Source organism: Variovorax sp. CCNWLW225 (assembly GCF_037204045.1).
Lineage (GTDB): Bacteria > Pseudomonadota > Gammaproteobacteria > Burkholderiales > Burkholderiaceae_C > Variovorax.
In genome coordinates this window covers 301,560-328,215 of the sequence record NZ_JBBCBV010000002.1, presented here as the reverse complement: position 1 = coordinate 328,215, position 26,656 = coordinate 301,560, and the positions used below count along the sequence as shown (strand labels likewise).

The following is a 26,656-nucleotide window of genomic DNA, read 5'->3' as shown; positions in this document are numbered from 1 at the left end:
GCTTCGCCAACCCCCTACCGGGGGCAACACCAGCGGCCCGGCAAAGCCGGTTCCGCGGTGTTTCTGGAAAAAGGCAGGTGGCCTGACTGCGGCTACAGGTTTTCGGCCAGTTTGTCGTCGCGGGGATGGAGCGGCACTTCGGCGCGCAAGGCGCTGAGGAGCTCGGTGACGTCGGTGCCGGTACGGATCAGCTCCATCTGCCATTCGCCCATGAAGCCTTCGCGCACGCTGTGCGCTAGAAAGCCCAGCAGACCGTCGTAGTAGCCGGCGGTATTCAAAATGCCGGTCGGCTTGTCGTGATAGCCAAGCTGGCGCCAGGTCCAGATCTCGAACAGTTCCTCGAAGGTGCCGATGCCGCCCGGAAGGGCAATAAAGGCATCGGCGCGCTCGCCCATCATGGCCTTGCGCTCATGCATGGTGTCGACCACGTGGAGCTCGTCGCAAAGCGTGTTCGCCAGCTCCCGGTCGACCAGCGCCTTGGGAATGATGCCGACCACGCGGCCGCCGGCTTCGCGCGTGGCCTCGGCCACCGTGCCCATCAGGCCGGTGCGCCCGCCGCCGTAGACCAACTGGCCGCGATGCTGGCCGATCCACTGGCCGACCGCTTCGGCGGCCTTGGAGAACTCGGCCCGCTCGCCGGGGCGGGAGCCGCAATACACACAGATCGAAAATTCAGGATTCATCCCGCCATCATGCCTTTTGCCGGGGGCGCTTTCATGACGCGAAGCGCTGCCACAACGCCGCCAGCCAGATGCCCCCGCACAGGGTGAGAGACAGCAGAACGGCAGCACTGCCCATATCCTTGGCGCGCTTGGAAAGGTCGTGCCATTCGGGGCCGATGCGATCGATGGCGGCTTCGACTGCCGTGTTGAGCAGCTCGACGATCATCACCAGAATGGCGCTCCCGGCGAGCAGGGCCACTTCGACCCAGCTGCGGCCGAGCCAGAAGGCAGCCGGAATCATCACGATGGCCATGATGGCTTCCTGGCGGAAGGCCGGCTCGCTCCAGCCCGCGCGAAGGCCGTGCAGGGAAATCAGGGTGGCGTGCCATACGCGCTCGAAACCCTTGCGGGCCTTTTGCGGATTGACGGCGGGGTCGGGAGGTTTGGGCAGGGCACTCATCGGCGGCTCATCGGCTTGGAGGTTATGAGCCGCGTGCCGGCCCAGGCGTCATGCCAGAACTGGCGCTCGGGGTGAAAGCGGGCCAGCACGGCCCACACGGCAATCCAGCCGAACAGCAGGACCAGCGTCTCGACCACCGGAACGCCCAGCAGCGGGTGCAATGCCAGCGGCGGCAGCAGCCAAACCCAACTCAGCACGTAGCGCAAGAAGGCCCGCGGCTGGGTGACCGGGCGGCCTTGCTTGTCCACGATTCGAATGTTCCAGGTTTTCATGCCCAGCGTCTGGCCCTTGGACCAGAACCAGACGAAATAGACGCCGAACACCACGAAGAGATAAGCCAGCAGCAGCGGACGGCGCGTGTCGTCCATGGCGTTGCGCATCTGGCTGAGTGCGCTGAACAGCCAGGCCGACATCATGGCCACGGCAAACAGCAGCATGCCTTCATAGAGCCAGCATGCCATTCGCCTCCACAGGCCTGGCACTATCGAAAGAGGAGCGCTGGTCGAAGAGTCTGCGGGGGAGGAAGAGGAATTCGATTCCGAAACTTCAGGGGAAGGTGAAACCATCGAAATCTTGTTCAGGGGGGCAAGGGCTGCTCGGCCGGCCGTCCTGCGGCAGCGGAGGGCGCGGCGGAAGAGGGGGCCGGCACCTGTGCTTCGGCAGGAATGGGAGCGGACGGCGAACCAGAAACAGAAGAGGGAACCACGGGTACGAGGCCCGGCACCCGCTCCGGCGGCGACGCCACCATGATGGCCGCGGGCGCGGCGGCGGCCGCTGGTGCTGCGGTCGCCGACGCGGGTGGCGCCAGCAAGATTCGCGGCGTGTGCTGTCCGGCGGGCGTTACTGCGGGGACCGCAACCAGCTTCTGGGCGGGAACGGGGCGCACCGGAACGGCGGCGCCGCGGGGCTTGACCGGCGCACGCTCGGCAAGACGGCGCTTCTCTTCTTCGCTCAGCGCCTGGTACTGCTCCCATTTGGCCTTGCGCTCGTCGGCCGGCACGCTCTTGACCTCGGCAAAGTTGAGGCGCGCCTGGGCGCGCTGCTGATTGCTCAGGGCGGCCCATTCGATCATTCGGCTGTGCAGGGTTGTTCGGTCATCGGCCGACATGTTCGCGTAGTTGCGTGACAGTGCCAGCCATTTGCGCTTGTGCCCCGTGCTCAAGGTGTGCCAATGCGACGCGAGCGGCTGCAGCGCCTGCTGCTGCTCGGCAGTCAGTTCGCTCCAGTGCGGCTTGGTTGCCGATGCCACTTTCGAGGTGGACGGGTGGGAAGCCGACGACGACGTCGAAGCCTGCGCTGTGTCGGTGGCCGCCTTCAGCGATTCGGAGTGAGTTTGAGCGTTCGCGAGGTTCAGGCTGCTCACGCCGCCCAGTCCGAAGACCGCCAAGGCGAGCGCACCCGCCCAAATGACTGCGCCCGACGTTTGCGGGCGCATCAGGCGGGGCGTGGAAGCGCGGGAAACGGGAAGAGGTCGCATTCGTTCGTTCGGCAGGACTCAGTCGGAAGCGCCGTCCGACTTCAGGAACTGGGCGAACCCGGGATCGGTATAAGCGGCCGGGGGCAGATCGTCCGTGAGCAGCGCCGAGTCGACGTCCGCCAGTTCGCTGGCGCGGTCTTCGTCCTGCATGACGCTGATGGTGATCAGCCCGGCCACGAGAGCGATCAGCGGAACGACCGAGCCGATGCGCGTCCACCAGCTGCCGCCCATCGTGGCCACATTGCCTGACTGGATGACTGTGGATGCCGCACGCAACTGGGGCGCCTGCTTGCGCATTGCAACGGCTTGCGCCCGCGCCACGCGCAGCCGCTCGCCGATGTCGTGCGGCAGCTCCTGGCTGCCGGCGGACAGCCGCGCAGCCACGCGCTGGCCGAATTGATCTTCGGCAGCAAAAGAAGAGGTTGGAACCTTAGTGTTCATAGCGAAATTCCCTTGGCTTTGAGCGCTTTGCTCAAGGCGTGCACGGCCCGCGAACAGTGGGTTTTGACGCTGCCTTCGGAGCAGCCCATTGCAGCGGCCGTCTCCGCCACATCCATTTCTTCCCAGTAACGCATCAGGAAAGCCTCTCGTTGACGACCCGGCAAAGCCGCGATCTGTTCTTCGATTTCGTGAAAGACCTGGGCGCGGCGGGTCGTGTCCTCGGCGCTCTCCGTTTCCCTAGAGTCGGTCGGAGAGACGAAGTTCTCCAGAAGATCGAAATCTCCGTCGTCGCCGGCGGCTTCGAAGTCGCCCAGGTTCGAGAACAGGGCGCGCCGGGTTTTCTGCCTGCGGAACCAGTCGAGCGTGCAGTTCGAAAGAATGCGCTGGAACAGCATCGGCAACTCTTCCGGTGGCTTGTCTCCGTAGTGCTGAGCCAGCTTCATCATGCTGTCCTGCACGATGTCGAGAGCCGCTTCCTCGTCCCGCACGTGGTAGACCGAGCGCTTGAAAGCGCGCCGTTCGACGCTCTTCAGAAAGTCGGAAAGTTCTTGTTCAGTGGCCAAGCGAGAGGGGGCGCCGTGGGGCGCCGCGTGGGAATGGGGTGTCTGGAAGCGCTTATGTTTTCCGCCGCGGATTATGCCTTCCTGCCTTTTCGTCGCGGTTTTTGCGCGAAGGCCGGCGCATCGATGTCATAATTCGCATTGCAAGTCAAAAGGCAAACGGGTCACGGTCCGGCGGAACATCAGTCCGCTCATGGCTTTGGCCTCAAGTCCTGGCGCGACCCCACAAGGGTTGGCAAGGGGCACCCAAGGTTTTTCGTTCCCGAAAAAACACAAAGGTTGATCATGGAAATCTCGAAGGCGGAGATCATCTCCGCAGCAGCCGCGTCCTCTGGCGCCGGCAATCAAACGCAAGAGCTCATGGGCGCTGAAGTGCTGGTCAAGGCACTGCAGGCCGAAGGCGTCCAGTACATCTGGGGCTATCCGGGCGGCGCGGTTCTGTACATCTACGACGCGTTCTACAAGCAGGACACCATCCAGCACGTGCTGGTGCGCCACGAGCAGGCAGCCGTGCACGCGGCCGACGGCTATGCGCGCGCCACCGGCGAAGTGGGCGTGGCGCTGGTTACCTCCGGCCCCGGGCTGACCAATGCGGTCACCGGCATTGCCACCGCGTACATGGACTCCATTCCGATGGTGATCATCTCGGGCCAGGTACCCACCGCCGCCATCGGCCTCGATGCCTTTCAGGAGTGCGACACCGTCGGCATCACGCGCCCCATCGTGAAGCACAACTTCCTCGTCAAGGACCCGAAAGACCTGGCCCTGACGATGAAAAAGGCCTTCCACATCGCACGCAGCGGCCGTCCGGGCCCGGTGGTGGTGGACGTGCCCAAGGACGTCTCGTTCAAGAAGACCCCTTATTCAGGCTATCCCGACAAGGTCGAGATGCGCTCGTACAACCCGGTGCGCAAGGGCCACGGCGGTCAGATCCGCAAGGCGCTGAACCTGCTGCTGAACGCCAAGCGCCCGTACATCTACACGGGCGGCGGCGTGCTGCTGGGCAACGCCACCAACGAACTGCGCACGCTGGTCGACATGCTCGGCTATCCGGTCACCAACACGCTGATGGGCCTGGGCGCCTACCCGGCGAGCGACCGCAAGTTCCTGGGCATGCTGGGCATGCACGGCACCATCGAAGCCAACAACGCGATGCAGAACTGCGACGTGCTGCTGGCCGTGGGAGCGCGCTTCGACGACCGCGTGATCGGCAACCCGAAGCACTTTGCGATGAACGATCGCAAGATCATCCACATCGACATCGACCCGTCGAGCATCTCCAAGCGCGTGAAGGTCGACATTCCGATCGTCGGCGACGTGAAGGACGTGCTGACCGAGCTGATCTCGATGATCCGCGAGAGCACCACCAAGCCGGACGCTGGCGCGCTGTCCGACTGGTGGAAGACCATCGAGGCCTGGCGCTCGCGCGACTGCCTCAAGTACGACCGCGACAACAAGGACGTCATCAAGCCGCAGTACGTGGTCGAAACCCTCTGGAACATGACCAAGGACGCCGACGCGTACATCACGTCGGACGTCGGCCAGCACCAGATGTGGGCCGCGCAGTACTACCGCTTCGACGAGCCGCGCCGCTGGATCAATTCGGGTGGCCTGGGCACCATGGGCGTCGGTATTCCGTACGCCATGGGCATCAAGCTCGCCAAACCCGATTCAGAAGTGTTCACCATCACCGGCGAAGGCTCGGTGCAGATGTGCATCCAGGAACTCTCCACCTGCCTGCAATACAACACGCCGATCAAGATCTGCTCGCTCAACAACCGCTACCTGGGCATGGTGCGCCAGTGGCAGGAGATCGAATACTCCGGCCGCTACAGCCACAGCTACATGGATGCGCTCCCCAACTTCGTGAAGCTTGCCGAGGCCTACGGCCACGTCGGCATGCTGATCGAGCGTCCACAAGACGTGGAGCCGGCGCTGCGTGAAGCGCGCAAGCTCAAGGATCGCACCGTGTTCATGGATTTCCGTACCGACCCCACCGAGAACGTGTTCCCGATGGTCAAGGCCGGCATGGGCATCACCGAAATGCTGTTGGGCTCCGAAGATCTCTGATCGACGGCGCATTCGCTTTTAACTTTACTGACGACGAATCTATTGCCCGCCAAGCCCGCGCATTACCGTGCACGGGGGAGGGCGGCGAAAAGAGGAGTCGCGCAAACATGAAACACATCATTGCAGTGCTGCTGGAGAACGAGCCCGGTGCTCTTTCCCGCGTGGTGGGTCTTTTCTCGGCCCGCGGCTACAACATCGAATCGCTGACCGTCGCACCCACCGAGGACGCGAGCCTTTCGCGCATGACCATCGTCACCGCCGGCTCCGACGACGTGATCGAGCAGATCACCAAGCACCTGAACCGCCTGATCGAAGTGGTCAAGGTCGTCGACCTGACCGAAGGCGCCTATACCGAGCGCGAACTCATGATGGTGAAGGTGCGGGCAGTCGGCAAGGAACGCGAAGAAATGATGCGCATGGCCGAGATTTTTCGCGGCCGCATCATCGACGTCACGGACAAGAGCTACACCATCGAACTCACCGGCGACCACGGCAAAAACGACGCTTTCTTGGAAGCAATCGACCGTAGCGCTATCCTCGAGACTGTCCGCACCGGTGCCAGCGGCATCGGGCGCGGCGAGCGCATCCTGCGCGTGTAGGGGGTGAAGATCCCCTCAGTTTCAATGTTCTAAACCAACACATGAGGAGAAGGTAATGCAAGATTTGCTGGGTTTCGAGAAGATGGTGACACCGATCATCATTCGGATTCTGTACTTCCTCGGGTTGCTGGGCGTGCTCGCCGCAACGGTCGTTTCGTTGTTCCAGGGGCGCTTCCTCGCTGCCATCGGCATCCTCGTTTTCGGCGCGATCATGGTTCGCGTCTACAGCGAACTGCTGATCCTGCTGTTCCGCATTCACGACAACCTCGTGTCCATCAACCATCAAATGAAGGACCGGAATCCCTCCGGCCAACTGTGAGTGAAAGCACCCCCGCCCTGGGGGTGCCAGAGATTAAATAGGAAAGACGCATCATGAAGGTTTACTACGACAAGGACGCCGACCTCAGCCTCATCAAGGGCAAGACGGTCGCAATCATCGGTTACGGGTCGCAAGGTCACGCGCACGCGCAAAACCTGAACGACAGCGGCGTCAAGGTCGTGGTCGGCCTGCGCAAGGGCGGCGCTTCGTGGGACAAGGTCGGCAAGGCCGGCCTGCAGGTCGCCGAAGTGGCCGACGCGGTGAAAGCCGCCGACGTCGTCATGATCCTGCTGCCCGACGAGCAGATTGCCAACGTCTACAAGAACGACGTGGCCCCGCACATCAAGGAAGGCGCTTCGCTCGTCTTCGCGCATGGCTTCAACGTGCACTACGGTTTCGTGCAGCCGCGCGCCGACCTCGACGTGTGGATGGTGGCTCCCAAGGCCCCCGGCCACACCGTTCGCAGCACCTACACGCAAGGCGGCGGCGTGCCCCACCTCGTGGCCGTGCACCAGGACAATACCGGCAAGGCGCGTGACCTCGCGCTGAGCTACGCCACCGCCAACGGCGGCGGCAAGGCCGGCATCATCGAGACCAACTTCCGCGAAGAAACCGAAACCGACCTGTTCGGCGAGCAAGCGGTTCTGTGCGGTGGCACGGTCGAGCTGATCAAGGCCGGTTTCGAAACGCTGGTGGAAGCCGGTTACGCGCCCGAAATGGCGTACTTCGAATGCCTGCACGAGCTCAAGCTCATCGTCGACCTGATCTATGAAGGCGGCATCGCCAACATGAACTACTCGATCTCGAACAACGCCGAATACGGCGAGTACGTCACGGGCCCGCGCATCGTGACCGACGAGACGAAGAAGGTCATGAAGCAAGTGCTGCGCGACATCCAGACCGGCGAATACGCCAAGAGCTTCGTGCTCGAAGCCGCTGCCGGCCAGCCCGCGCTGATCAGCCGCCGTCGCCTGAACGCAGAGCACCAGATCGAAGTCGTCGGCGAGAAGCTGCGCGCGATGATGCCCTGGATCAAGAAGAACAAGCTGGTCGACCAGACCCGCAACTGATCCGCAAGCGAATGAAGCGGGCGCTGCGGCGCCTGTTTCCCGAGGGCCACCCGCTGGGTGGCCTTTTTCATGTGGGGCGCACCATGCCCCTGAACTACACTGCGAACCCATGCGATTCACAGATCAAGATGCTATCGAATGGGTAGCTGCTCACGCAGTGCCCATGAGGGACGGAGGCAAACTCAATGCATGACGACACGGTTCCCGACGAAGTGCCGCCGCGCAAGCGTCGCAAGGGCATCTACATCCTGCCGAACCTGTTCACGCTGGCCGCGTTGTTCGGCGGCTTCTATTCGGTCGTGATGGCAATGAACGGGCGCTTCGATCTTGCGGCGCTCGGCGTGTTCGCCGCCATGATTCTCGACAGCCTGGACGGCCGCGTGGCCCGCATGACCAACACGCAAAGCGCGTTCGGCGAGCAGATGGATTCGCTGTCCGACATGGTGTCTTTCGGTGCCGCGCCGGCGCTCATCGCGTACGAATGGTCGCTCAAGGGCCTGGGCCGCTGGGGCTGGATCGCGGCTTTTGTGTATTGCGCCTGCGCGGCGCTGCGGCTCGCGCGCTTCAACGTCAACACCGGCGTGGTCGACAAGCGCTGGTTCCAGGGGCTTCCGTCGCCGGCCGCGGCCGCGCTGGTGGCCGGATTCATCTGGCTCATGACCGAATGGGGCAAGCGGGGCGGGGAGGTGCTGTACCTCTCGTGGACGCAGATCACGTGGATCACCTTCGCGTTCACGCTCTACGCGGGTCTTTCGATGGTCACCAACGCGCCGTTCTACAGCTTCAAGGACGTGCAGATGAAAAAGAGCGTGCCGTTCGTGGTGATCGTGCTGATTGCCCTGGGCATCGCGGTCATCAACATCCACCCGCCAACGGTGCTGTTCGGATTGTTCGTGGCCTATGGCCTGAGCGGCTATGTGGTGTACGCCTGGCGCAAGGCCAAGGGGCAGCAGGCCAGCGTGATCAGCACCTCGACCGAAGAGCCGGACGAGCGGGGCTTGCATAACTGACCGCGGCTTGTGCTACATTCGCAATCCTCATGACCAAGATTTCGCTGCTGGCTCTACTAGCCCTCCCTCACGGGCGGAGACGGTAGCGCACGCGCAAATCCCTCACCACGGCCCGTTCGCACCAGCAACGGGCCGTTTGTTTTTGGGGTTGCTGGTTGAATTCCAACCATCCAGAGAAATCGACATGCTCAAGCAACCTCAAGCCAAATACCGCGCATTCGCCCCGATCGGCCTCAAGGACCGTACCTGGCCCGATGCCGTGCTGACCAAGGCGCCCATCTGGCTGTCGACGGACCTGCGCGATGGCAACCAGGCGTTGGTCGAGCCGATGGACATTGCGCGCAAGATGCGGATGTTCGAGACGCTCGTGGCCATTGGTTTCAAGGAAATCGAAGTCGGCTTCCCCTCCGCTTCGCAAGTCGAGTTCGACTTCGTGCGCAAGCTCATCGAGGAAGACCGCATTCCCGACGACGTGACGATCCAGGTGCTGACGCAGGCGCGCGACCACCTCATTGCGCGCACCTTCGAGTCGCTGCAAGGCGCGCCGCGTGCCATCGTTCACCTCTACAACGCGGTAGCCCCCGTGATGCGCCGCGTGGTGCTCGGCATGGACGAAGACCAGATCGTCGAGCTGGCCAGCAGCCACGCGCGCATGTTCAACGAATTCGCCGCGAAGCAGCCTGCGACGAAGTGGACCTTTCAGTATTCGCCCGAAATGTTCTCGGGCACCGATGTCGTGTTTTCCAAGCGCGTGGTCGATGCGGTGACCGAAGTCTGGGCGCCGACGCCGGAGCACAAGTGCATTGTCAACCTGCCCACCACGGTCGAGCATTCCACGCCGAACATCTTTGCCGACATGATCGAGTGGATGCACCGCAACCTGGCGCGGCGCGATTCCATCGTGCTGTGCGTGCACCCGCACAACGACCGCGGCACCGGCACCGCGGCCGGGGAGCTGGCGCTGATGGCCGGCGCCGAGCGCATCGAAGGCTGCCTCTTCGGCAACGGCGAGCGCACCGGCAACCTCGACCTCGTGAACGTGGCGCTCAACCTCTACACACAAGGCGTTTCGCCGGAGCTCGACTTCTCCAACATCGACGAGATCCGCGCGACGGTCGAGCACTGCAACCAGATCCCGGTGCATCCGCGCCACCCGTATGTGGGCGATCTCGTCTACACCTCGTTCTCGGGATCGCACCAGGACGCCATCAAGAAAGCCTTTGCAGCCCGCAAGGAAGGTGACATCTGGGACATGCCGTACCTGCCCATCGACCCGAAGGATGTGGGCCGCAGCTACGAGGCCGTGATTCGCGTCAACAGCCAGTCGGGCAAGGGCGGCATGGCCTACCTGCTCGAAAGCGAATACGGCATCGAGATGCCGCGCCGCCTGCAGATGGAGTTCATGCAGACCGTACAGCGCGTGATGGACGTGGCCGGCAAGGAGCTCACCGCGGCCGACCTCTGGCAGCTGTTCGTTCGCGAATACGGCATCGAGGCCGCTCACTCGCTGCAGCACCGCGTGCTCGAGGAAGAAGGCGAGGGCGCCAATGCTTCGGTGGTGCTGCGCGGCAACCTGCCGTGGGACGGTGAAATCCGCGCCATCGAAGGCCGCGGCAACGGGCCGATCGACGCCTTCACGCAAGCCCTCTGCAAGGCCACTGGCCACACCGTGCGCGTGATGGACTACCACCAGCATGCGATTGGCGCGGGTGCCGATGCCAGGTCGGTGGCGTACCTCGAACTGCGCGTGGATGAAGCCCAGACGCTGTTCGGCGTGGGCATCGATGCGGACGTGATCTCGGCTTCGCTCAAGGCCATTGTCTCGGGCGTGCAGCGCGCACGCACCCGGGGCGCGCACAGCGCACAATCGGTGGTTGAAGTCGCCTGAAGCTGTCCGCCGCCGTACGCGCAAGGTGCAAACGAACATAAGGAAACCCACGATGACCGACCAACTCATTATTTTCGACACCACCTTGCGCGACGGCGAGCAATCGCCCGGCGCCTCGATGACGCGCGACGAAAAGCTGCGCATTGCCAAGCAGCTCGAGCGGCTCAAGGTCGACGTCATCGAAGCCGGCTTTCCGGCCAGCTCGAACGGCGACTTCGAAGCGGTCAAGGCCATTGCCAACGCCATCAAGGATTCGACGATCTGCGGCCTCTCGCGCGCCAACGACCGCGACATTTCGCGGGCGGCCGAAGCGCTCAAGGGCGCGGCGCGCGGGCGCATCCACACCTTCATCGCGACGTCGCCCCTTCACATGGAAAAGAAGCTGCGCATGTCGCCGGACGAAGTGCATGAGCAAGCCAGGCTTGCCGTGCGCTTTGCGCGTAACTTGGTGGGAGACGTGGAGTTCAGCCCCGAAGACGGCTATCGCAGCGACCCGGACTTTCTCTGCCGCGTGCTCGAAACCGTGATCAACGAGGGCGCCACCACCATCAACGTGCCCGACACGGTGGGCTATGCCATTCCCGAGCTCTACGGCAACTTCATCAAGATGCTGCGCGAGCGCGTGCCCAACAGCGACAAGGCCGTCTGGTCGGTGCATTGCCATAACGACCTCGGCATGGCCGTGGCCAACTCGCTGGCAGGCGTGAAGATCGGCGGCGCACGCCAGGTCGAGTGCACCATCAACGGCCTGGGCGAGCGCGCGGGCAACTGCTCGCTCGAAGAAATCGTCATGGCCGTGAAGACCCGCAAGGACTACTTCGGGCTGGAGCTGAACGTCGACACCCGGCACATCGTGGCGGCGAGCCGCATGGTGAGCCAGACCACGGGCTTTGTGGTGCAACCCAACAAGGCCGTGGTGGGCGCCAATGCCTTTGCGCATGCCTCGGGCATTCACCAGGACGGCGTGCTCAAGGCGCGCGACACCTACGAGATCATGCGCGCCGAAGACGTGGGCTGGACGGCCAACAAGATCGTGCTGGGCAAGCTCAGCGGGCGCAACGCGTTCAAGCAGCGCCTGCAAGACCTGGGCGTGACGATGGCCAGCGAAGCCGACATCAATGCCGCCTTCCTGCGCTTCAAGGAACTGGCCGACCGCAAGTCGGAGATTTTTGACGAGGACATCCTCGCGCTCGTCAGCGCCGAGGAATTGGCGCACGTTGATGAACAGTTTGCTTTTGTGTCGCTTTCCCAGCACAGCGAAACCGGCGAACGCCCCCAGGCCAAGGTCGTCTTTACCGTTCAGGGCAAGGAAGTCACGGGCGAATCCGACGGCAATGGCCCGGTTGATGCTTCTCTGAAGGCCATCGAATCGCTTGTCAAGAGCGGCGCCGAGATGGTGCTTTACTCGGTTAATGCGATTAGTGGCTCGACAGAAAGCCAAGGAGAAGTTACAGTTCGGTTACAAAATGCAGGGCGGGTAGTGAATGGAGTTGGCGCGGACCCCGACATCGTGGTCGCATCGGCCAAGGCTTATTTGAGTGCTCTCAATAAGTTACAGAGCCAAGCTGAGAGAGTGGCGGCACAAGGTTAGTTTTACGAGTGATCCTTGGATTCGAGTGAAGAAAAGGACGCAAGTAACTGATATTGCGTGCCTTTTTTGATTTCGATACACTGCGGTTCTCATTTTGCCGCTGGAGATTTATTAATGCCCGAAACCCGCCCCCGCCGAGTTTCCAGCCAGCGGTTCTTGCCCGCAGTCAAATTCGTCGCCGTCGCGCTCTGCGCCACGGCGTTTTTGCTGTCCGGTGCACAGGCCGCCAAGAAGGAAAAAACAACTGTCGCCAAGATGTCCACGGCCAAGAAGGCCGCGGGACCCGTGCCAGTGGAAGTCAAGCGTTCGGCCAAGGCGCCGCGCGCTGCCGTTGTCGCCAAGCGCGGCGGCAAGGCCGATAGAAGCGAAAAAGTCGTTCGTGGCGGCCGCAACGTAGTGGCTTCCATTCGCCAAAAGAACGGCAAGACCGTGGTTGCCGTGCAACGCCGCTCGGTCGTTCGTGTCGAGACGCCGGCACGCCAGTCGTTCGGCCAACTGGCCGGCTTGCATGGCACCGAAGACGTGCTCGATCTGAAGTCGAGCGTTGCACTGGTGATCGACCAGGACACGCATGAAGTGCTGTTCAGCAAGAACGACCATGCGGTGCTCCCGATTGCATCGCTCACCAAGCTGATGACCGGCCTGCTGATCAGCGAGGCCCATCTTCCTACCGACGAGCTGATCACCATCACCCAGGACGACGTCGACACCGAAAAGGGCAGCCGTTCGCGCCTGACCGTGGGTACCACGCTGTCGCGCGGCGAACTTCTGCACCTGGCCCTCATGTCGAGCGAAAACCGCGCTGCGCACGCGCTGGGCCGTACCTATCCGGGTGGCCTTGCAACCTTCGTGAGCATCATGAACGCCAAGGCAAAGATGCTCGGCATGAAGGACACGCGCTACGTGGAGCCCACCGGCCTCTCGAGCCGCAACCAGTCGAGCGCGCAAGACCTGGCGCTGCTCGTCAATGCCGCCTATTCCGACGCCACGGTGCGCTCGCTGTCGACTTCGCCTGAATACCAGGTCGAGGTGGGCAACCGCGTGCTGCAGTTCAACACCACCAACCGTCTCGTGAAGAGCCCGGACTGGGAAATTGGTGTGCAGAAGACCGGCTACATCTCCGAAGCCGGCCAGTGCCTCGTGATGCAGGCGAAGGTGGCTGGGCGCAAGCTCATCATGGTGTTCCTGGATTCGGCCGGCAAGTACAGCCGCATTGCCGATGCAGAGCGGGTTCGCCGCTGGGTCGAGGCAGCGCATGCCTCCACCGGCTCGCCGGCAGCCTCGCGCAGCAACGCGACCTACCAGGTCGCCGGCTGAACGACTCAGGCAGCGGCTGAAGAGCCGTTGCCGCTTGCACCTGGAGCAGCGGATGCCGAGGCAGCGTCCTTGTAGCCCAGCGCCCCCGAAATTTCATTGGCCGTGGCCTGTAGCTTGGGCAGCCAGCCCTCGTCCAGCCGGTCTGCCGGGGCGGAAATAGACAGGCCCGCCACCAGCTTGCCCTGGTCGTCGTAAATGCCGGCGGCCATGCATCGCACACCCAGTTCCAGTTCTTCGTTGTCGCGCGCAATGCCGTATTGGCGCGCCTTCGACAGCTCGCGCTCCAGGGCGGGCAATTGGGTAATGCTGTTGCGCGTGTGACCGGCCAGGCCGGTTCGCGTGGCATAGCTGCGCACCCGCTGCGGATCGTCCGCCGCGAGGAACAGCTTGCCGGTCGAGGTCAGGTGCAGGGCGGCCCGGCCGCCGATGGCACGCACCACCTGCATGCCTGAACGCTCGCTGTACGAGCGCTCGATATAGACGATTTCGTCGCCTTGCCGCATGCTCAGGTTCACCGGCTGCTGGGTGAGCTTGTGCAGCTCGCGCATCGGCCCCAGGGCGGCGTCACGCACGTTGAGCCGGCCCTTGACCAGGTTGCCGAGCTCCAGCAACCGCATGCCGAGCCGGTAGCTGCCGGCTTCGGGCCGATCGACGAAGCGGCCGACCGCCAGGTCGTTGAGGATTCGGTGGGTGGTGGAGGGGTGCAGCCCGGTCTTTTCGCTGATTTCCTTCAGCGAAATCGCCTCCTCGCGGGAGGCGAGCACGTCGATGAGCGCGAACATGCGCTCGATCACCTGGATGACTGGAACGGCAGGAACGTCGGATTGGTTTTTTCTCATGGCGCGATGCGGTGTGGACCGGGCGCCATTTTACCTTGTGAAATCGTTTGGCGCCTGCCAGTGTCCGTCAATCAGCAGTTCATGGGGGCTGAAGCGCGCCTTGTAGTTCATCTTGGCGCTGCCCTCGATCCAGTAGCCAAGGTAGACATGCGGCAGCCCGAGTTTCCGGGCCTGTTCGATCTGCCACAGCACGCTGTAGGTGCCGTAGCCCGCGCTGTCGTCCGGCTCGTAGAAGGTATAGACGGCCGAAATGCCGTCGTTCAGCACGTCGAGTATCGACACCATCTTCAGCGCGCCAGCGCTGCCGTCGGGCAGCGTCTCGCGGAACTCCACCAACCGCGAATTGACCCGGCTCTGCAGCAGGAACTGCGTGTACTGGTCGATGCTGTCGTGGTCCATGCCGCCGCCGGCGTGGCGGCCATTCTGGTAGCGAAGATAGAGCTGGTAGTGCTCGGGCACGAAGCACAGCTTGAGCACGCGCGCGTGCAGGTTCTTGTGCTGCTTCACGGCGCGGCGCTGGCTGCGGGTGGCGTGAAAGCTGTCGACCAGCACCCGCAGCGGAATGCAAGCGCGGCAACCGTCGCAATACGGCCTGTAGGTGAACATTCCGCTGCGCCGGAAGCCGCTGAGCACCAGGTCGGAGTAGGCGTCGTTGTGAATCAGGTGGCTGGGCGTGGCCACCTGCGACCGGGCCTGGCGGTCGGGCAAATAGCTGCAGGGGTAGGGCGCCGTCGCGTAGAACTGCAGCGTGTGAAGCGGAAGATCCTTGAGGTGCGTCACGTCGATTGAGAAGGTCGCGTGGAAAGGAGTTCTGTCCAGTATACGGGCTCGAAATGCCACTGTGGCCCCTCTTGCAGGCGGGCGTTGGCCACATGCGCCACGAACCTGTCGCGGGACATTTCGCGCGCTCCCAGGCTCGCCAGGTGAGCGGTGTTCTGCTGGCAATCGATCATCTTCACCTGGAACCGGCGGCACAGGCACACCAGCGCCGCCAGCGCGATCTTCGAGGCGTCCGGTCGGCGGGTGAACATCGATTCGCCGAACACCGCACGCCCGAGCGCAACGCAGTAGAGCCCGCCCGCCAGCTCGCCGTCGATCCACGTTTCCACGCTGTGCGCGTGGCCGGCCCGGTGCAGCGCCAGGTAGGCCTTCACCATGTCCGGCACGATCCATGTGCCCGACTGCCCCACGCGCGGCGATTGCGAGCAGGCCTTGATGACCGACGCGAAATCGCGGTCGATGCGCACTTCGCAGCCCGGCGCCTCTGCAAACCGCGCCAGGGTCTTGCGCAGTGACCGGTGGAGCTTGAAGTCGGCCACCTGCAGCACCATGCGCGGGTCCGGGCTCCACCAGAGAATCGGCTGGTCTTCGCTGAACCATGGAAATACGCAGCGGCCATAGGCCTGCGTCAGTGTGCCGACATCGAGCGCTCCGCCGGCCGCAAGCAGGCCGGGCACGGGGTCGGTTTCGCCCCATGCGGATGCGGGGTCGGGCAGTGCGTCGCCGGGTTCGAGCCAAGGCAGTTGTTGCATGCCGTAGGTATACACGGCTTCGTGGCGAGCTTCATCCGGATGGGTGAAAATGGCCACTCTTCAGCGGCTCGCAAACGATTGCGGCCTGCGAGACACAGGCTCCCGGTGCAACGGCGCACAGGAATATCACAACAGACCCATAGCGGACCGCCAGGCCGGCATTGCCTTGCGGAGGCCAGCCCAAGAGGACCACGTTGACCACTGACTCCAACCCCACGCGTTTCGGTAGCGGCCATGCGGTTCGCCGCCTCGAAGACGAGAGCCTGCTGGCCGGCGCAGGCCGCTACACCGACGACGTCACGCTGCCTGGACAGGCGCATCTCGTCTTTCTCCGCTCTCCCTATCCGCATGCGCGCATCGTGTCCATCGACACGGCCGCCGCCGCCGCCATGCCCGGGGTGCTGCGCGTGATCACGGGCGCCGAAATGGCTGAGGCGGGTGTGCAGCCCATGCCGGGCGCCGCCGGCTTCAAGCGCGCCGATGGCGGCGACTGCGCCAGCCCGCCGCGCCTTGCCATGGCGCACGAGCGTGTGCGCTTCGTCGGCGAGGCGGTGGCGGCGGTGGTGGCCGAAACCGTGCAGCAGGCGCGCGATGCCGCCGAGGCATTGATGGTCGACTACGACGAGCTCCCCATGGTGGTCGATCTTGCGAGCGCCACCGCCGACGGGGCGCCGCAGTTGTGCGCCGAAGCTACCGGCAACATTGCCGCCGAAATGAAGCACGGCAGCAGCGAAGCCGCGACAGCCGCCTTTGCCAAGGCCAGCCATGTGGTCGCGCTCGATGTGGTCAACCAGCGCGTCGTCGCGCTGACCATCGAGCCGCGCTCGGTGCTTGCGGCCTACGACGGCGAATCCGACCGCCTCACCATTCGCATGAGCACGCAAATGCCGTCGGGCGTGCGCGACTCCGTGTGCGCCGCCATCGGCCTCGCGAAGGAGAAGGTGCGCGTGGTGGTGGGCGACGTGGGTGGCGGCTTCGGCATGAAGACCGGCGCTTATCCCGAAGACATCGCAGTCGCGTTTGCCGCGCTGCAGGTCAAGCGCCCCTTGAAGTGGGTGGCCGAGCGCAGCGAAGAATTTCTTTCAAGCGCGCATGGCCGCGACATCGAGGCCCGGGCCGAACTCGCGCTAGATGCCGACGGAAAAATCCTCGCGCTGCGCATCAAGACGCTGGCCAACGTGGGCGCCTATGCCACCGGCACCGGTGTCGCCATCCAGCTGTTGATCGGCCCCTGGGTGCAAACCAGCGTCTACGACATCCAGACCATCGACTTTCACTTCAAAGCGGTGCTCACCAACACCGCGCCCACCGGCGCCTACCGCGGCGCGGGCCGCCCAGAGGCCATCTTCACGATCGAGCGCCTGATGGACGAGGCTTCGCGCCAGATCGGAATCGATCGCGTCGAACTGCGCCGCCGCAACTTCATCCGCCCCGAGCAGATGCCCTACAAGAACCCGATGGCGCAGACCTACGACACCGGCAAGTTCGAGTCGGTGATGGACCAGGCGCTGGCGCTCGCCGACTGGCAAGGCTTCGAAACCCGCGCGGCCGAATCGGCGCGGCAGGGCAAGCACCGCGGGCTGGGCATTGCCACTTTTCTTGAATGGACCGGCGGCAACGTGTTCGAGGAGCGCGTCACGGTTTCGGTTCAGGCCGACGGCGTGATCGAGGTGTTCTCGGCCGTCAACGCCATGGGGCAGGGCATTGCCACGTCGCTGGCGCAGCTGGCGGTCGATGCCTTCGGCGTGCCGATCGAAAAGGTGCGCGTGGTGCTTGGCGATACCGACCGCGGCGACGGTTTCGGCAGCGCCGGTTCGCGCTCGCTGTTCACCGGCGGCTCGGCCGTTCGCATCGGCGCCGAGCGCACCATCGACAAGGCACGCGAGCTCGCGGCGCAGGAGTTCGAAGCCTCCGTCGACGACATCGTCTACAGCCGCGGCGTGTTCAACGTGGCCGGCACCGATCTCGAGCTCGACCTGTTCGCCCTGGCGGGCAAGCAGCCCGAGGGCGAAATTTTCGTCGACTCCACCAGCACCGTGGCCGGCCCGACCTGGCCCAACGGCTGCCACATCTGCGAGATCGAAATCGACCCGCCCACGGGCGAGATCAGCGTGGTGGCCTACAGCTCGGTCAACGACGTTGGCCGAGTGATCAACCCGATGATCGTGCGCGGCCAGCTCGAAGGGGGCGCGGTGCAGGGCATTGGCCAGGCGCTCTACGAGCAGGTGGTGTACGACAACGAAACAGGCCAGCCCGTCACTGGCAGCCTCATGGACTATGCCGCGCCGCGCGCCGACATCGTGCAGACCATGTTCCACATGGAAATGGACGAGTCGACGCCCTGCATCAACAACCCGCTGGGCGTGAAGGGCGTGGGCGAGCTGGGCACCATCGGCGCGACGCCGGCCATCGTCAACGCCGTGGCCGACGCCTTTGCGCGCAACGGCTTTGCGGCCAGCGCACCGCGCCTGCACATGCCGCTGAGCCCGGCGCGCGTGTGGCAGGCCATGCACACGGTGGATTGAAGAACCATGGCAACGATCTACAAGGAATTCATCGTCGAGGCCGACGCGGCGAAAGTATGGGATGCGCTGCGCGACTTCGGTGCCGTGCACACGCGCCTCGCGCCCGGCTTTCTGACGGACGCCAAGCTGGATGGGCAGGGCGCCCGCATCGTGAGCTTTGCCAACGGTATGGTGGCGCGCGAGCTGCTCGTGGGCATCGACGAGCCGAACCGCCGCCTGGCCTACACCATCACCGGCGGCAAGGCGAGCCATCACCATGCATCGGCGCAGGTGTTCGCGCATGGCGAAGGGCGCTCACGCTTCGTGTGGATCACCGACGTGCTGCCCGACGAATTTGCCGCCTACATCGCTCCGATGATGGACCAGGGCGGCGCTGCGATGAAGAAGACGCTAGAAAAGTAAACCGCTGCTGCCGGCCTAGAAGTCTTCGAGCGGCAGGCCCACGTAGTTCTCGGCCAGCGCGGTGGAGGCGGCGTGCGAGTGCACCAGGTAGTCGAGCTCGGCTTCCTGGATCTTCTGGCCGAAGGCGCCGGTCTCCGGAAAACGGTGCATCAGCGAGGTGAACCACCACGAGAAGCGCTCCGCCTTCCACACGCGGCGCAGGCAAAGGTCCGAATAGCGGTCGAGCGCGGAGGGCGTTTTCTCGCCGTAGAAGATCTCGAGCGCACGCGAGAGATACCCCACGTCGGCCGTCGCAAGGTTGAGCCCTTTGGCGCCGGTGGGCGGCACGATGTGCGCGGCATCTCCGGCCAGGAACAGCGAGCCGAAGCGCATCGGCTCGGCCACAAAGCTGCGCAGCGGCGCAATGCTCTTCTCCAGCGAAGGCCCGGTCACCAGCCGCTCGCGCGCCTCGGGGTCGAGCCGTGCGCGCAGCTCGTTCCAGAAGGCCTCGTCGCTCCAGTTTTCAACGCGCTCTTCGGTCGGCACCTGCACGTAGTAGCGGCTGCGCGTGGCGCTGCGCATGCTGCACAAGGCAAAGCCGCGCTCGGTGTTGGCATAGATGAGTTCATGCGACACCGGCGGCACGTCGGCCAGCACGCCGAGCCAGCCGAAGGGGTAAATCTTCTCGTAGGTCTGGATCGCGTCCGCAGGCACGCTGGCGCGGCTCACGCCGTGGTAGCCGTCGCAACCGGCGATGAAGTCGCACTCGATCTCGTGCGTTTGGCCGTCTTTCTCGTAGCGCACGCGCGGGCGCTGCGAGTCGAAGTCATGAAGACTCACGTTGGCCGCGCTGTAGACGGTGGTCAGGCCTTCGGCAGAGCGTGCCTCCATCAGGTCGCGCGTCACCTCCGTCTGGCCGTACACCGTAACCTGCTTTCCGCCCGTGAGGCCGTGCATGTCGATGCGGTGGCGCGCCCCCTTGAACAGCAGCTCGATGCCTTCGTGCGGCAGCCCCTCGGTCTTGGCGCGCACATCGACGCCAGCGCGCGCCAGAAGATCCATGGTGACCTGCTCGAGCACGCCCGCGCGGATGCGCCCCAGCACGTAGTCGCCGCTTTGGCGCTCGACGATGATGTTGTCGATGCCGGCCTTGAAAAGCAGCTGCCCGAGAAGCAGGCCGGCTGGGCCCGCGCCGATGATCGCGACCTGTGTGCGCATGTTGGTGTCTCCGATGGGGTTTTCCGGAGCGTAGGGCGTGCGCGGCATGCTGGCGCGGCGCTCTGCGAGGCTCTGTGCGATCATGCGAGCGGCTGCGCGATGATCGCGCAACACTTCTCACTTCGACCAGATGACCATCGCCAAAGCCGACTTCATCGAGGGCATTGCCAAGGGCATGGCCGTGCTCGAAAGCTTCGATACCGAGCGCCAGCGCCTCAACGCCACCCTGGCCGCAGAGCGCGCCGGCCTCACGCGGGCTGCCGCGCGCCGGCACCTGCTCACGCTGGCCCACCTGGGCTACCTGGAAACGGACGGCAGCTATTTCTGGATGGCGCCCAAGGTGCTGCGCTTTTCGGGCAGCTACCTTGCTTCATCGCGCCTGCCGCGTGCGCTGCAGCCCACGCTCAACCGCCTTGCGGCACAAACCGGCGAATCGTTCTCGGCCGTGGTGCTCGACGGCGAGGAGGTGGTCATCATCGCGCGCAGCGGCAGCTACGGCACGCCGACTCGCGTGCTGGCGTACGGCTTGCACCTTGGCGCCCGCCTGCCGGCGCACGCCACCTCCACCGGGCGGGTGCTGCTTGCAGCCATGGCGCCCGCCCAGCTCACGCAGTGGCTCAAGGGTCGCCACCTCGCACGGCTCACGCCGCACACCACCACTCAGGCCCGCAGTCTGCGCCAGCTGATTTCGCGAACGCGCAAGAACGACTACTGCTTTGCCAGCGAAGAACATGAGTTGGGCGTGCAGGCGCTCGCGGTGCCGCTGCGCGACATGCAGGGCCACACCGTGGCAGCGCTCAATGTGGTGCTCTCCGGCACGCGCTACCAGGAAGAAACGCTCCAGCGCGAGATGCTCCCGTTGCTCTTCGAGGCCGCGCGCGAGGTCAGGTCGCTGCTGTAGCCTGAACTTTCCGCGCCGCCGCTGCCTCGAACCCCGAAACGGAACACAACAACCATGCGACTGCTGCTTCTGGAAGACGACGTGATGATCGGCGAAGCTGTGCTCGATCTGCTGCGCGCCGAGCAATACGCCGTGGACTGGGTGAAAGACGGCGAGGCGGCCGAGTCCGCATTGCGCACCCAGCAATACGACCTGGTGTTGCTCGACCTGGGCGTGCCCCGCCGCGACGGGCTCGAGGTGCTGCGCAGCCTGCGCGCCCGCAAGCAGCGCATGCCCGTGCTGATTGCCACCGCGCGCGACTCTGTGCAGCAACGCATCGAAGGGCTCGACGCGGGCGCCGACGACTACGTGCTCAAGCCCTACGACCTGGACGAACTGCTGGCCCGCATCCGGGCCTTGCTGCGCCGCGCTGCCGGGCGCGCCGAGCCGGTGTACGAGCACATGGGCGTGAGCATCAACCCCGCCACGCGTGAAGTCTCCGTGGCAGGCCAGCCGGTGATACTTTCGGCCCGTGAATGGGCGGTGCTCGAACCGCTGATCGCGCGGCCCGGCATGGTGCTGTCGCGAGCGCAACTCGAAGAAAAGCTCTACAGCTGGAAGGATGAGATCAGCAGCAACGCCGTAGAGGTGTACGTGCACGGCCTGCGCAAAAAGCTGGGCGCCGAATTGATCCGCAACGTGCGCGGCGTGGGCTACATGGTGCCCAAGGCATGATCCGCGCGCTGACGGGGTCGCTGCGCGCGCGCCTGCTCTGGTTTCTGCTTGCTGCCATTGTGCTGGCCGCCGGGGCGCAGGCGGTGGTGGCCTACCGCACGGTGCTGAAGGAGGCCGACGACATCTTCGACTATCACATGCAGCAGATGGCGCTTTCGCTGCGCGCCGGCCTGCCGCCCAGCGCGGCGGTGGGCGGCATAGGCAGCGGCGAGCAGAACTTCGAGTTTGTGGTGCAGGTGTGGACGGCCGACGGCGTGCGCATTTTCGAATCCGCCGAGCAGGCCGCGTTGCCCCAACTGGCGGTGCTGGGCTTTGCCGACGTGCGTGCGCGCGGCACCACCTACCGCGTGTTCTCCATGCAGACCAGCGGGCTGGTCATCCAGGTGGCGCAAGACATGGCGGCGCGGCGCAACATGGCCGGCGCGCTGGCCCTGCGCACCATCGCGCCGGTGGCGCTCATGGCGCCGCTGCTCATGCTCATCGTGTGGTGGGTGGTGAGCCTTTCGCTCGCGCCCGTGGCACGCGTGCGCACACAGGTTGCATCGCGGCAGGCCGACGATCTTTCCGCCGTGAGCGAAGAGGGCCTGCCCGACGAGGTCCGCCCCCTGGTGCAAGAACTCAACCTGCTGTTCGACCGGGTGCGCCACGCTTTCGATGCGCAGAAGCACTTTGTGGCCGATGCCGCGCATGAGCTTCGCTCGCCGCTTGCCGCACTGAAGCTGCAGGTGCAAGGCCTGCAGCGCGCGCCCGATGCCGCGGCGCGCGAAGTGGCCGTGAGCCGGCTTGTGGCGGGCATCGACCGCGCCACGCGGCTGGTCGAGCAGATGCTCGCACTGGCGCGGCACGAGGCCAGCATGGCCGCGGGCGCAAAGCCCGAACCGGTCGACCTTGCCGAAACCGCGCGGCTGGCCATTTCGGACGCGGTCGCGGCGGCGCAGTCACGGCGTATCGACATCGGCATCTCGCATGCGGACGACGCCGCCGTGGTGAACGGCCAGCCCGAAGCGCTGCGCATGCTGCTGCGCAACCTGGTCGACAACGCCGTCAAGTACACGCCTGAAGGCGGGCGCGTCGACGTGGGCATCGCGGTGCAAGGCGATGGCGTGGAGCTCAGCGTGGACGACAGCGGGCCCGGCCTGCCCGAAGAAGAGCGCGGGCGGGTGCTCGACCGCTTCTATCGCTCGGGCGAACCGCAGGCGCCGGGCAGCGGGCTCGGTCTGGCCATCGTCAAGTCGATTGCCGACCTGCACGGCGCCACGGTGGCGCTCGCTGCGTCACCGAGCCTGGGCGGCCTGCGGGTGCTGGTGCGTTTTCCGGCCAAGGCCTGAGTTCTTCTCGAATTCGAGCCGCACTTTAAGGCGCGCTTAAGTCAACGGGCCGACATTCCTCTCATCGTGTTTGCGTGCAGACGCATTGAAAGGAAAGCTAGAAATGAACACCCGCCTGACTTCTCCCTCCGCCCTGGTCCTTGCCCTGGCGACCGCCGGGGTGATCGGCGCCGTTGGTGCCGGCGCCTACACCAGTGCCGTGAGCGCCCCGACCAACGCCACGCCCGTTGCCGCCGCCCCCGCAATGGTCACGCTGCCCGACTTTTCCACCATCACCACGCGAGACGGCCCCGCGGTGGTCAACATCAGCGTGACCGGCACGGCCAAGGAGTCGGACGCCGAAGCCGCGGCCGAGATGCAGGGCATCGACCCGGACGACCCGATGTTCCAGTTCTTCCGCCGCTTCCAGGGCCAGATGGGCCCGCGCGCGCAGCAGCGCGACGTGCCGGTGCGGGCGCAGGGCTCTGGCTTCATCGTGAGCCCCGACGGCCTCATCATGACCAACGCGCACGTCGTCAAAGGCGCGAAGGAGGTCACCGTCAAGCTGACCGACCGCCGCGAATACCGCGCCAAGGTGCTCGGTGCCGACGCCAAGACCGACATCGCCGTGCTCAAGATCGACGCGAAGAACCTGCCCACGCTTGCGCTGGGCAACACGAAGGACCTGAAGGTCGGTGAATGGGTACTGGCCATCGGGTCGCCGTTCGGCTTCGAGAGCACGGTGACTGCCGGCGTCGTGAGCGCCAAGGGCCGCTCGCTGCCCGACGACAGCTACGTGCCGTTCATCCAGACCGACGTGGCCGTGAACCCCGGCAACTCGGGCGGACCGCTGCTCAACACGCGCGGCGAGGTGGTCGGCATCAACTCGCAGATCTACAGCCGCAGCGGCGGCTACCAGGGCGTGTCGTTCGCCATTCCCATTGACGTGGCCGTGCAGGTGAAGGACCAGATCGTTGCCACCGGCAAGGCCACGCATGCGCGGCTGGGCGTGGCGGTGCAGGAGGTGAACCAGGCCTTCGCCGATTCGTTCAAGCTCGACAAGCCCGAAGGCGCGCTGGTCTCCAACATCGAGAAGGGCGGCCCCGGCGACAAGGCCGGCCTGAAGGCGGGCGACGTGATTCGCAAGGTCGACGGCCAGCCCATCGTCTCGTCGGGCGACCTGCCCGCTGTGATCGGTCAACAGACGCCCGGCAAGAAGGTCACGCTCGAAGTGTGGCGCCAGGGCGAGCGCCAGGAGCTTTCCGCCAGGCTCGGCGACGCGAGCGACAAACCCACGCAGGTCGCAAAGGCCGACAGCGCCGCGGGGCAGGGCAAGCTCGGCCTTGCGCTGCGGCCCCTGCAGCCGCAGGAAAAGCGCGAGGCCGCCATCGAGAACGGGCTGCTGGTCGAAGACGTTGCCGGTCCGTCGGCCATGGCCGGCGTGCAGGCGGGCGACGTGCTGCTGGCCATCAACGGCACGCCCGCCAAGAGCCTGGAGCAGGTGCGCGAAGTGGTGGCCAAGGCCGACAAGTCGGTCGCGCTTTTGATCCAGCGCGGCGAAGACAAGATCTTCGTGCCGGTTCGCATCGGCTGAGGTGCGCCGTCACGCTTTTGCGCACAACATGAGCTCATCCATCGGCGGCCTTTCGGCCCACATCCTGCCCACGTCGGCCACCATGATCGGCGTGTGCATGACGGTGATGTCGATCGGCCACCTGGGCCCCCGCGACGACCTGCGGCTGGTCATCGACCGCATGCTGGCCATCGACGCGCTGGTCTTTTTGGCCAGCGCGCTGCTGTCGTTCATCTCGATGCGGTCGCGCAAATCGGGGGCCCGCCTCGAAGCCTGGGGCGAGGTGGTATTCATTGCCGGGCTTGCGCTGCTGGCGCTGGGCGCCGTGACGCTGGCGTTTGCCTTGCGCTGACGCACAAGCCGCGAGCGCTGCTGGCGCCGCGCAGCGCGCGCGCTTCAGGACTCTTTGTTGCCCGCGTCTTTTTGGGGCACTTGCGCGTCGAGCTCGTCCTTGATGCCCTTGTCCCCGCGCATGGCCAGGTAGAGCACGGCCCCCACGCCGATCACCGCGACGGAGATCAGAGCGAAGAGACCTCCGCCAAAGGCCCACCACCAGAACAAACCGCTTGCAACAAGAAGCAGCGCAACCAAGAGTAAAGAATTCAAGTGCATGGACCAAGCCGATAGTACATTGGCGGTAATGTACGCGGCGTTACTGTTTAGCGGCTGACTCGCGCTCTGGGAAATACCCTCTTTTTGCGATATTTCGCGTGCGCGAAGGCTTTGGCCGGCTTCACGGATTGCGTGGCGGTGCGATGTCATAGGCCTCGCGCAAGTTTTCAAGCTGCTCCTGCGCCACCCGAAAGCACTCCTGAAGCTGCTCCGCCGTCGGCTCCGGATAGCCCGGCGGTGGCTGCAGCGCATTGCCAAGACGTTCCCACGCCGCCTCCCAGGCGAGCTTGGAGAGGGCGCGCGCATCCGAAGACCTCGACATCATCTTCCTCCGGTTTTTTTGATGGGATCAATGATGCGGGCGCGCTGTCAGGATTCAAGAGGGGTGGGGTAGCCCTCCAGGCTTCGGCAACGGCCTCGGGCAGCAGCTGAAAATCGACCTGGCCGACGGCCATGGCCGCGCGCTCGCGCTGCACGGCAAGATGCAGCAGCGCAAGCGTACAGATCACTGCCGCCATTGCGGCAATCACCCACCAAAGAGCCCTTGTCGCTTGCGAATCCGGGCCGTTTCTCTTGTCGCGATCTTCCATCTCAACCTCCTAATCGAGAACGGAAGATCGAGTTGTTTCAAAATCGCAGATGTCAGACAAAGCCGCGACTGTTTGTAACGCGGCTACCGCGCCAAAAGGCTTGCCTCGCAGTGGGCCCGGCATGGGCAGGCCGGGCCCGCAAGGTCGTTAGCTTCCGCCGAAGACTTCGATCTCCACGCGGCGGTTTGGCGCCAGGCAGTCGATGAGCTCCGCGCGCCTGGTTTGCGCACATTGCACCTTCGGCTCGGATTCGCCCTTGCCTTGCACCTGCACGTTCTGCGCCGGCACGCCTGACTGCGCCAGGTAGTTGCGAACGGTGTTGGCACGCGCCAGTGAAAGGGCGTTGTTGTAGGTGCTGCTGCCCAAGCGGTCGGTATGGCCCGTCACCCTGACAGCATCCACCGACTTGATGCTGCTCTTGATCTCGCCGGCCAACGCGTCGAGCTTGCGCCGGCCCTCGGGGAGCAAGTCGGCCAGCGAGCTGCCGTCGAAGCGGAAGAGGCCGTCGGCGCCCAGCGTGACCTTGCGCGGCGCAGCCGGGGCCGCCCCAGCCGGCCGTTCGGCCACAGGCACCGCGCGCGACGCCAGCACATCGCCGCAACCGGCGGGCAGCCAGTGGAAGGTCTGCGCCTTGAAGTCCTTGTCGAAGATCACCTTGTACTGGCAGGTGGTCACGCCGCCGCCCGCCTTGCGGAAGTGAAAGATGTAGTCCCACTCGCGCGGGCTAGCCACGCCTTCGCGAAAGTGCGGACGGCCGAGCAGGTCGTACAGCTGGTCCTTGGTGACACCCGGCGCCACCGCGCGCAGGTTGTTCAGGTTGGGGAACGTGCCTTCCTTCAGCCAGGCGTCGTTTTCCACGCTGGGGAAGACCACCTCGGTGGCCTTGCCGTCATCGGTGATGCCCTTGCTCACGTAGGAACTGCAGCCCTGCAGAACCAGAATGGCGGCGGCTCCAAATGCGGCGGCCGGGAAGCGATGGAATTGCGTTTTTTTCATGATG

28 protein-coding genes are annotated in these 26,656 nt (G+C 64.8%); 15 read left to right on the top strand and 13 right to left on the bottom strand.

Going from position 1 to position 26,656, the window contains the following annotated elements; translation table 11 throughout:
- Window positions 1-92: 92 nt before the first annotated feature.
- The 6 genes from V9L20_RS06110 to V9L20_RS06085 all read right to left on the bottom strand — a co-directional run bounded on the left by V9L20_RS06110 (window position 93) and on the right by V9L20_RS06085 (window position 3,603).
- Window positions 93-683 carry a TIGR00730 family Rossman fold protein gene (locus tag V9L20_RS06110; RefSeq protein WP_337295899.1) on the bottom strand — a complete coding sequence of 197 codons (591 nt, stop codon included), beginning with the start codon at window positions 681-683 and terminating at the stop codon, window positions 93-95.
- Between the two features lie 31 nt (window positions 684-714).
- Window positions 715-1,122, bottom strand: a complete 408-nt coding sequence (locus V9L20_RS06105; RefSeq protein WP_337295898.1) for a diacylglycerol kinase — start codon at window positions 1,120-1,122, stop codon at window positions 715-717.
- Window positions 1,119-1,688 (bottom strand): RDD family protein, encoded by a 570-nt coding sequence (locus V9L20_RS06100; protein ID WP_157613684.1) that lies wholly within the window; start codon window positions 1,686-1,688, stop codon window positions 1,119-1,121. Before V9L20_RS06100 ends, V9L20_RS06105 begins: the two co-directional genes overlap by 4 nt.
- An 11-nt stretch (window positions 1,689-1,699) precedes the next feature.
- Window positions 1,700-2,485: a DUF3106 domain-containing protein gene (locus tag V9L20_RS06095; protein WP_337295897.1), complete on the bottom strand. Its 786-nt coding sequence runs from the start codon at window positions 2,483-2,485 to the stop codon at window positions 1,700-1,702.
- Between the two features lie 132 nt (window positions 2,486-2,617).
- The gene (locus V9L20_RS06090; RefSeq protein WP_126746475.1) at window positions 2,618-3,040 is read right to left on the bottom strand and encodes a DUF3619 family protein; all 423 of its coding nucleotides are present in this window, start codon (window positions 3,038-3,040) and stop codon (window positions 2,618-2,620) included.
- Window positions 3,037-3,603, bottom strand: a complete 567-nt coding sequence (locus V9L20_RS06085) for an RNA polymerase sigma factor (RefSeq protein WP_093019119.1) — start codon at window positions 3,601-3,603, stop codon at window positions 3,037-3,039. Before V9L20_RS06085 ends, V9L20_RS06090 begins: the two co-directional genes overlap by 4 nt.
- A 282-nt stretch (window positions 3,604-3,885) precedes the next feature.
- Here V9L20_RS06085 and V9L20_RS06080 point away from each other — a divergent pair, with 282 nt between their 5' ends.
- The 8 genes from V9L20_RS06080 to V9L20_RS06045 all read left to right on the top strand — a co-directional run bounded on the left by V9L20_RS06080 (window position 3,886) and on the right by V9L20_RS06045 (window position 13,464).
- Window positions 3,886-5,670 carry an acetolactate synthase 3 catalytic subunit gene (locus V9L20_RS06080; RefSeq protein ID WP_337295896.1) on the top strand — a complete coding sequence of 595 codons (1,785 nt, stop codon included), beginning with the start codon at window positions 3,886-3,888 and terminating at the stop codon, window positions 5,668-5,670.
- 107 nt (window positions 5,671-5,777) lie between these two features.
- Window positions 5,778-6,269, top strand: a complete 492-nt coding sequence (gene ilvN, locus V9L20_RS06075) for an acetolactate synthase small subunit (protein WP_012747479.1) — start codon at window positions 5,778-5,780, stop codon at window positions 6,267-6,269.
- A 55-nt stretch (window positions 6,270-6,324) separates the two neighbouring features.
- On the top strand, window positions 6,325-6,588 hold the full coding sequence (locus tag V9L20_RS06070) for a DUF4282 domain-containing protein (RefSeq protein ID WP_157613688.1): 264 nt from the start codon (window positions 6,325-6,327) through the stop codon (window positions 6,586-6,588).
- A gap of 53 nt (window positions 6,589-6,641) precedes the next feature.
- Window positions 6,642-7,658: a ketol-acid reductoisomerase gene (ilvC, locus tag V9L20_RS06065; RefSeq protein WP_337295895.1), complete on the top strand. Its 1,017-nt coding sequence runs from the start codon at window positions 6,642-6,644 to the stop codon at window positions 7,656-7,658.
- 185 nt (window positions 7,659-7,843) lie between these two features.
- Window positions 7,844-8,668, top strand: a complete 825-nt coding sequence (pssA, locus tag V9L20_RS06060; protein ID WP_055800083.1) for a CDP-diacylglycerol--serine O-phosphatidyltransferase — start codon at window positions 7,844-7,846, stop codon at window positions 8,666-8,668.
- A gap of 184 nt (window positions 8,669-8,852) precedes the next feature.
- Window positions 8,853-10,556 (top strand): 2-isopropylmalate synthase, encoded by a 1,704-nt coding sequence (gene leuA, locus V9L20_RS06055; RefSeq protein ID WP_258505979.1) that lies wholly within the window; start codon window positions 8,853-8,855, stop codon window positions 10,554-10,556.
- 52 nt (window positions 10,557-10,608) lie between these two features.
- Window positions 10,609-12,147, top strand: coding sequence for a 2-isopropylmalate synthase (locus V9L20_RS06050; protein ID WP_309957516.1), 1,539 nt, complete (start codon window positions 10,609-10,611; stop codon window positions 12,145-12,147).
- A 114-nt stretch (window positions 12,148-12,261) separates the two neighbouring features.
- Window positions 12,262-13,464, top strand: a complete 1,203-nt coding sequence (locus V9L20_RS06045) for a serine hydrolase (protein WP_337295894.1) — start codon at window positions 12,262-12,264, stop codon at window positions 13,462-13,464.
- A 5-nt stretch (window positions 13,465-13,469) separates the two neighbouring features.
- Here V9L20_RS06045 and V9L20_RS06040 read toward each other — a convergent pair whose 3' ends face one another.
- Genes V9L20_RS06040 through aat form a run of 3 tightly spaced genes read right to left on the bottom strand, consistent with a single transcriptional unit; the run spans window position 13,470 to window position 15,835 of the window.
- Window positions 13,470-14,303, bottom strand: a complete 834-nt coding sequence (locus V9L20_RS06040; RefSeq protein ID WP_337295893.1) for an IclR family transcriptional regulator — start codon at window positions 14,301-14,303, stop codon at window positions 13,470-13,472.
- Window positions 14,304-14,333: 30 nt separating this feature from the next.
- Window positions 14,334-15,083: an arginyltransferase gene (locus V9L20_RS06035; protein WP_337295892.1), complete on the bottom strand. Its 750-nt coding sequence runs from the start codon at window positions 15,081-15,083 to the stop codon at window positions 14,334-14,336.
- Complete coding sequence (aat, locus tag V9L20_RS06030; RefSeq protein WP_337295891.1) at window positions 15,080-15,835, bottom strand: leucyl/phenylalanyl-tRNA--protein transferase; 756 nt, start codon at window positions 15,833-15,835, stop codon at window positions 15,080-15,082. The genes V9L20_RS06035 and aat overlap by 4 nt, the downstream gene beginning before the upstream one ends.
- A gap of 194 nt (window positions 15,836-16,029) precedes the next feature.
- On the opposite strand from aat, the gene V9L20_RS06025 reads away from it, so the two are divergent.
- Window positions 16,030-18,360 carry a xanthine dehydrogenase family protein molybdopterin-binding subunit gene (locus V9L20_RS06025; RefSeq protein WP_337295890.1) on the top strand — a complete coding sequence of 777 codons (2,331 nt, stop codon included), beginning with the start codon at window positions 16,030-16,032 and terminating at the stop codon, window positions 18,358-18,360.
- A gap of 6 nt (window positions 18,361-18,366) precedes the next feature.
- On the top strand, window positions 18,367-18,762 hold the full coding sequence (locus V9L20_RS06020; RefSeq protein ID WP_258505987.1) for an SRPBCC family protein: 396 nt from the start codon (window positions 18,367-18,369) through the stop codon (window positions 18,760-18,762).
- A 15-nt stretch (window positions 18,763-18,777) separates the two neighbouring features.
- Here V9L20_RS06020 and pobA read toward each other — a convergent pair whose 3' ends face one another.
- On the bottom strand, window positions 18,778-19,959 hold the full coding sequence (gene pobA / locus V9L20_RS06015; protein WP_337296125.1) for a 4-hydroxybenzoate 3-monooxygenase: 1,182 nt from the start codon (window positions 19,957-19,959) through the stop codon (window positions 18,778-18,780).
- A 130-nt stretch (window positions 19,960-20,089) separates the two neighbouring features.
- On the opposite strand from pobA, the gene V9L20_RS06010 reads away from it, so the two are divergent.
- The 5 genes from V9L20_RS06010 (at window position 20,090) to V9L20_RS05990 (ending at window position 24,806) form a co-directional block, all read left to right on the top strand.
- Window positions 20,090-20,860 carry an IclR family transcriptional regulator domain-containing protein gene (locus V9L20_RS06010; protein WP_126746464.1) on the top strand — a complete coding sequence of 257 codons (771 nt, stop codon included), beginning with the start codon at window positions 20,090-20,092 and terminating at the stop codon, window positions 20,858-20,860.
- Between the two features lie 54 nt (window positions 20,861-20,914).
- The gene (locus V9L20_RS06005; protein ID WP_126746463.1) at window positions 20,915-21,574 is read left to right on the top strand and encodes a response regulator; all 660 of its coding nucleotides are present in this window, start codon (window positions 20,915-20,917) and stop codon (window positions 21,572-21,574) included.
- Complete coding sequence (locus V9L20_RS06000) at window positions 21,571-22,902, top strand: ATP-binding protein (protein WP_337295889.1); 1,332 nt, start codon at window positions 21,571-21,573, stop codon at window positions 22,900-22,902. The genes V9L20_RS06005 and V9L20_RS06000 overlap by 4 nt, the downstream gene beginning before the upstream one ends.
- 103 nt (window positions 22,903-23,005) lie before the next feature.
- Window positions 23,006-24,475 carry a DegQ family serine endoprotease gene (locus V9L20_RS05995; protein WP_337295888.1) on the top strand — a complete coding sequence of 490 codons (1,470 nt, stop codon included), beginning with the start codon at window positions 23,006-23,008 and terminating at the stop codon, window positions 24,473-24,475.
- Window positions 24,476-24,503: 28 nt separating this feature from the next.
- On the top strand, window positions 24,504-24,806 hold the full coding sequence (locus tag V9L20_RS05990; protein ID WP_258505991.1) for a hypothetical protein: 303 nt from the start codon (window positions 24,504-24,506) through the stop codon (window positions 24,804-24,806).
- 44 nt (window positions 24,807-24,850) lie between these two features.
- On the opposite strand, the gene V9L20_RS05985 is transcribed toward V9L20_RS05990, so the two are convergent.
- The 3 genes from V9L20_RS05985 to V9L20_RS05975 form a co-directional block, all read right to left on the bottom strand.
- A complete protein-coding gene (locus V9L20_RS05985; RefSeq protein ID WP_337295887.1) occupies window positions 24,851-25,216 on the bottom strand; it encodes a hypothetical protein in 366 nt (121 codons plus the stop codon).
- A 17-nt stretch (window positions 25,217-25,233) separates the two neighbouring features.
- Window positions 25,234-25,656, bottom strand: coding sequence for a hypothetical protein (locus tag V9L20_RS05980; protein ID WP_258505993.1), 423 nt, complete (start codon window positions 25,654-25,656; stop codon window positions 25,234-25,236).
- Window positions 25,657-25,803: 147 nt separating this feature from the next.
- The gene (locus tag V9L20_RS05975) at window positions 25,804-26,652 is read right to left on the bottom strand and encodes an OmpA family protein (protein ID WP_337295886.1); all 849 of its coding nucleotides are present in this window, start codon (window positions 26,650-26,652) and stop codon (window positions 25,804-25,806) included.
- Between the last annotated feature and the right edge of the window lie 4 nt (window positions 26,653-26,656).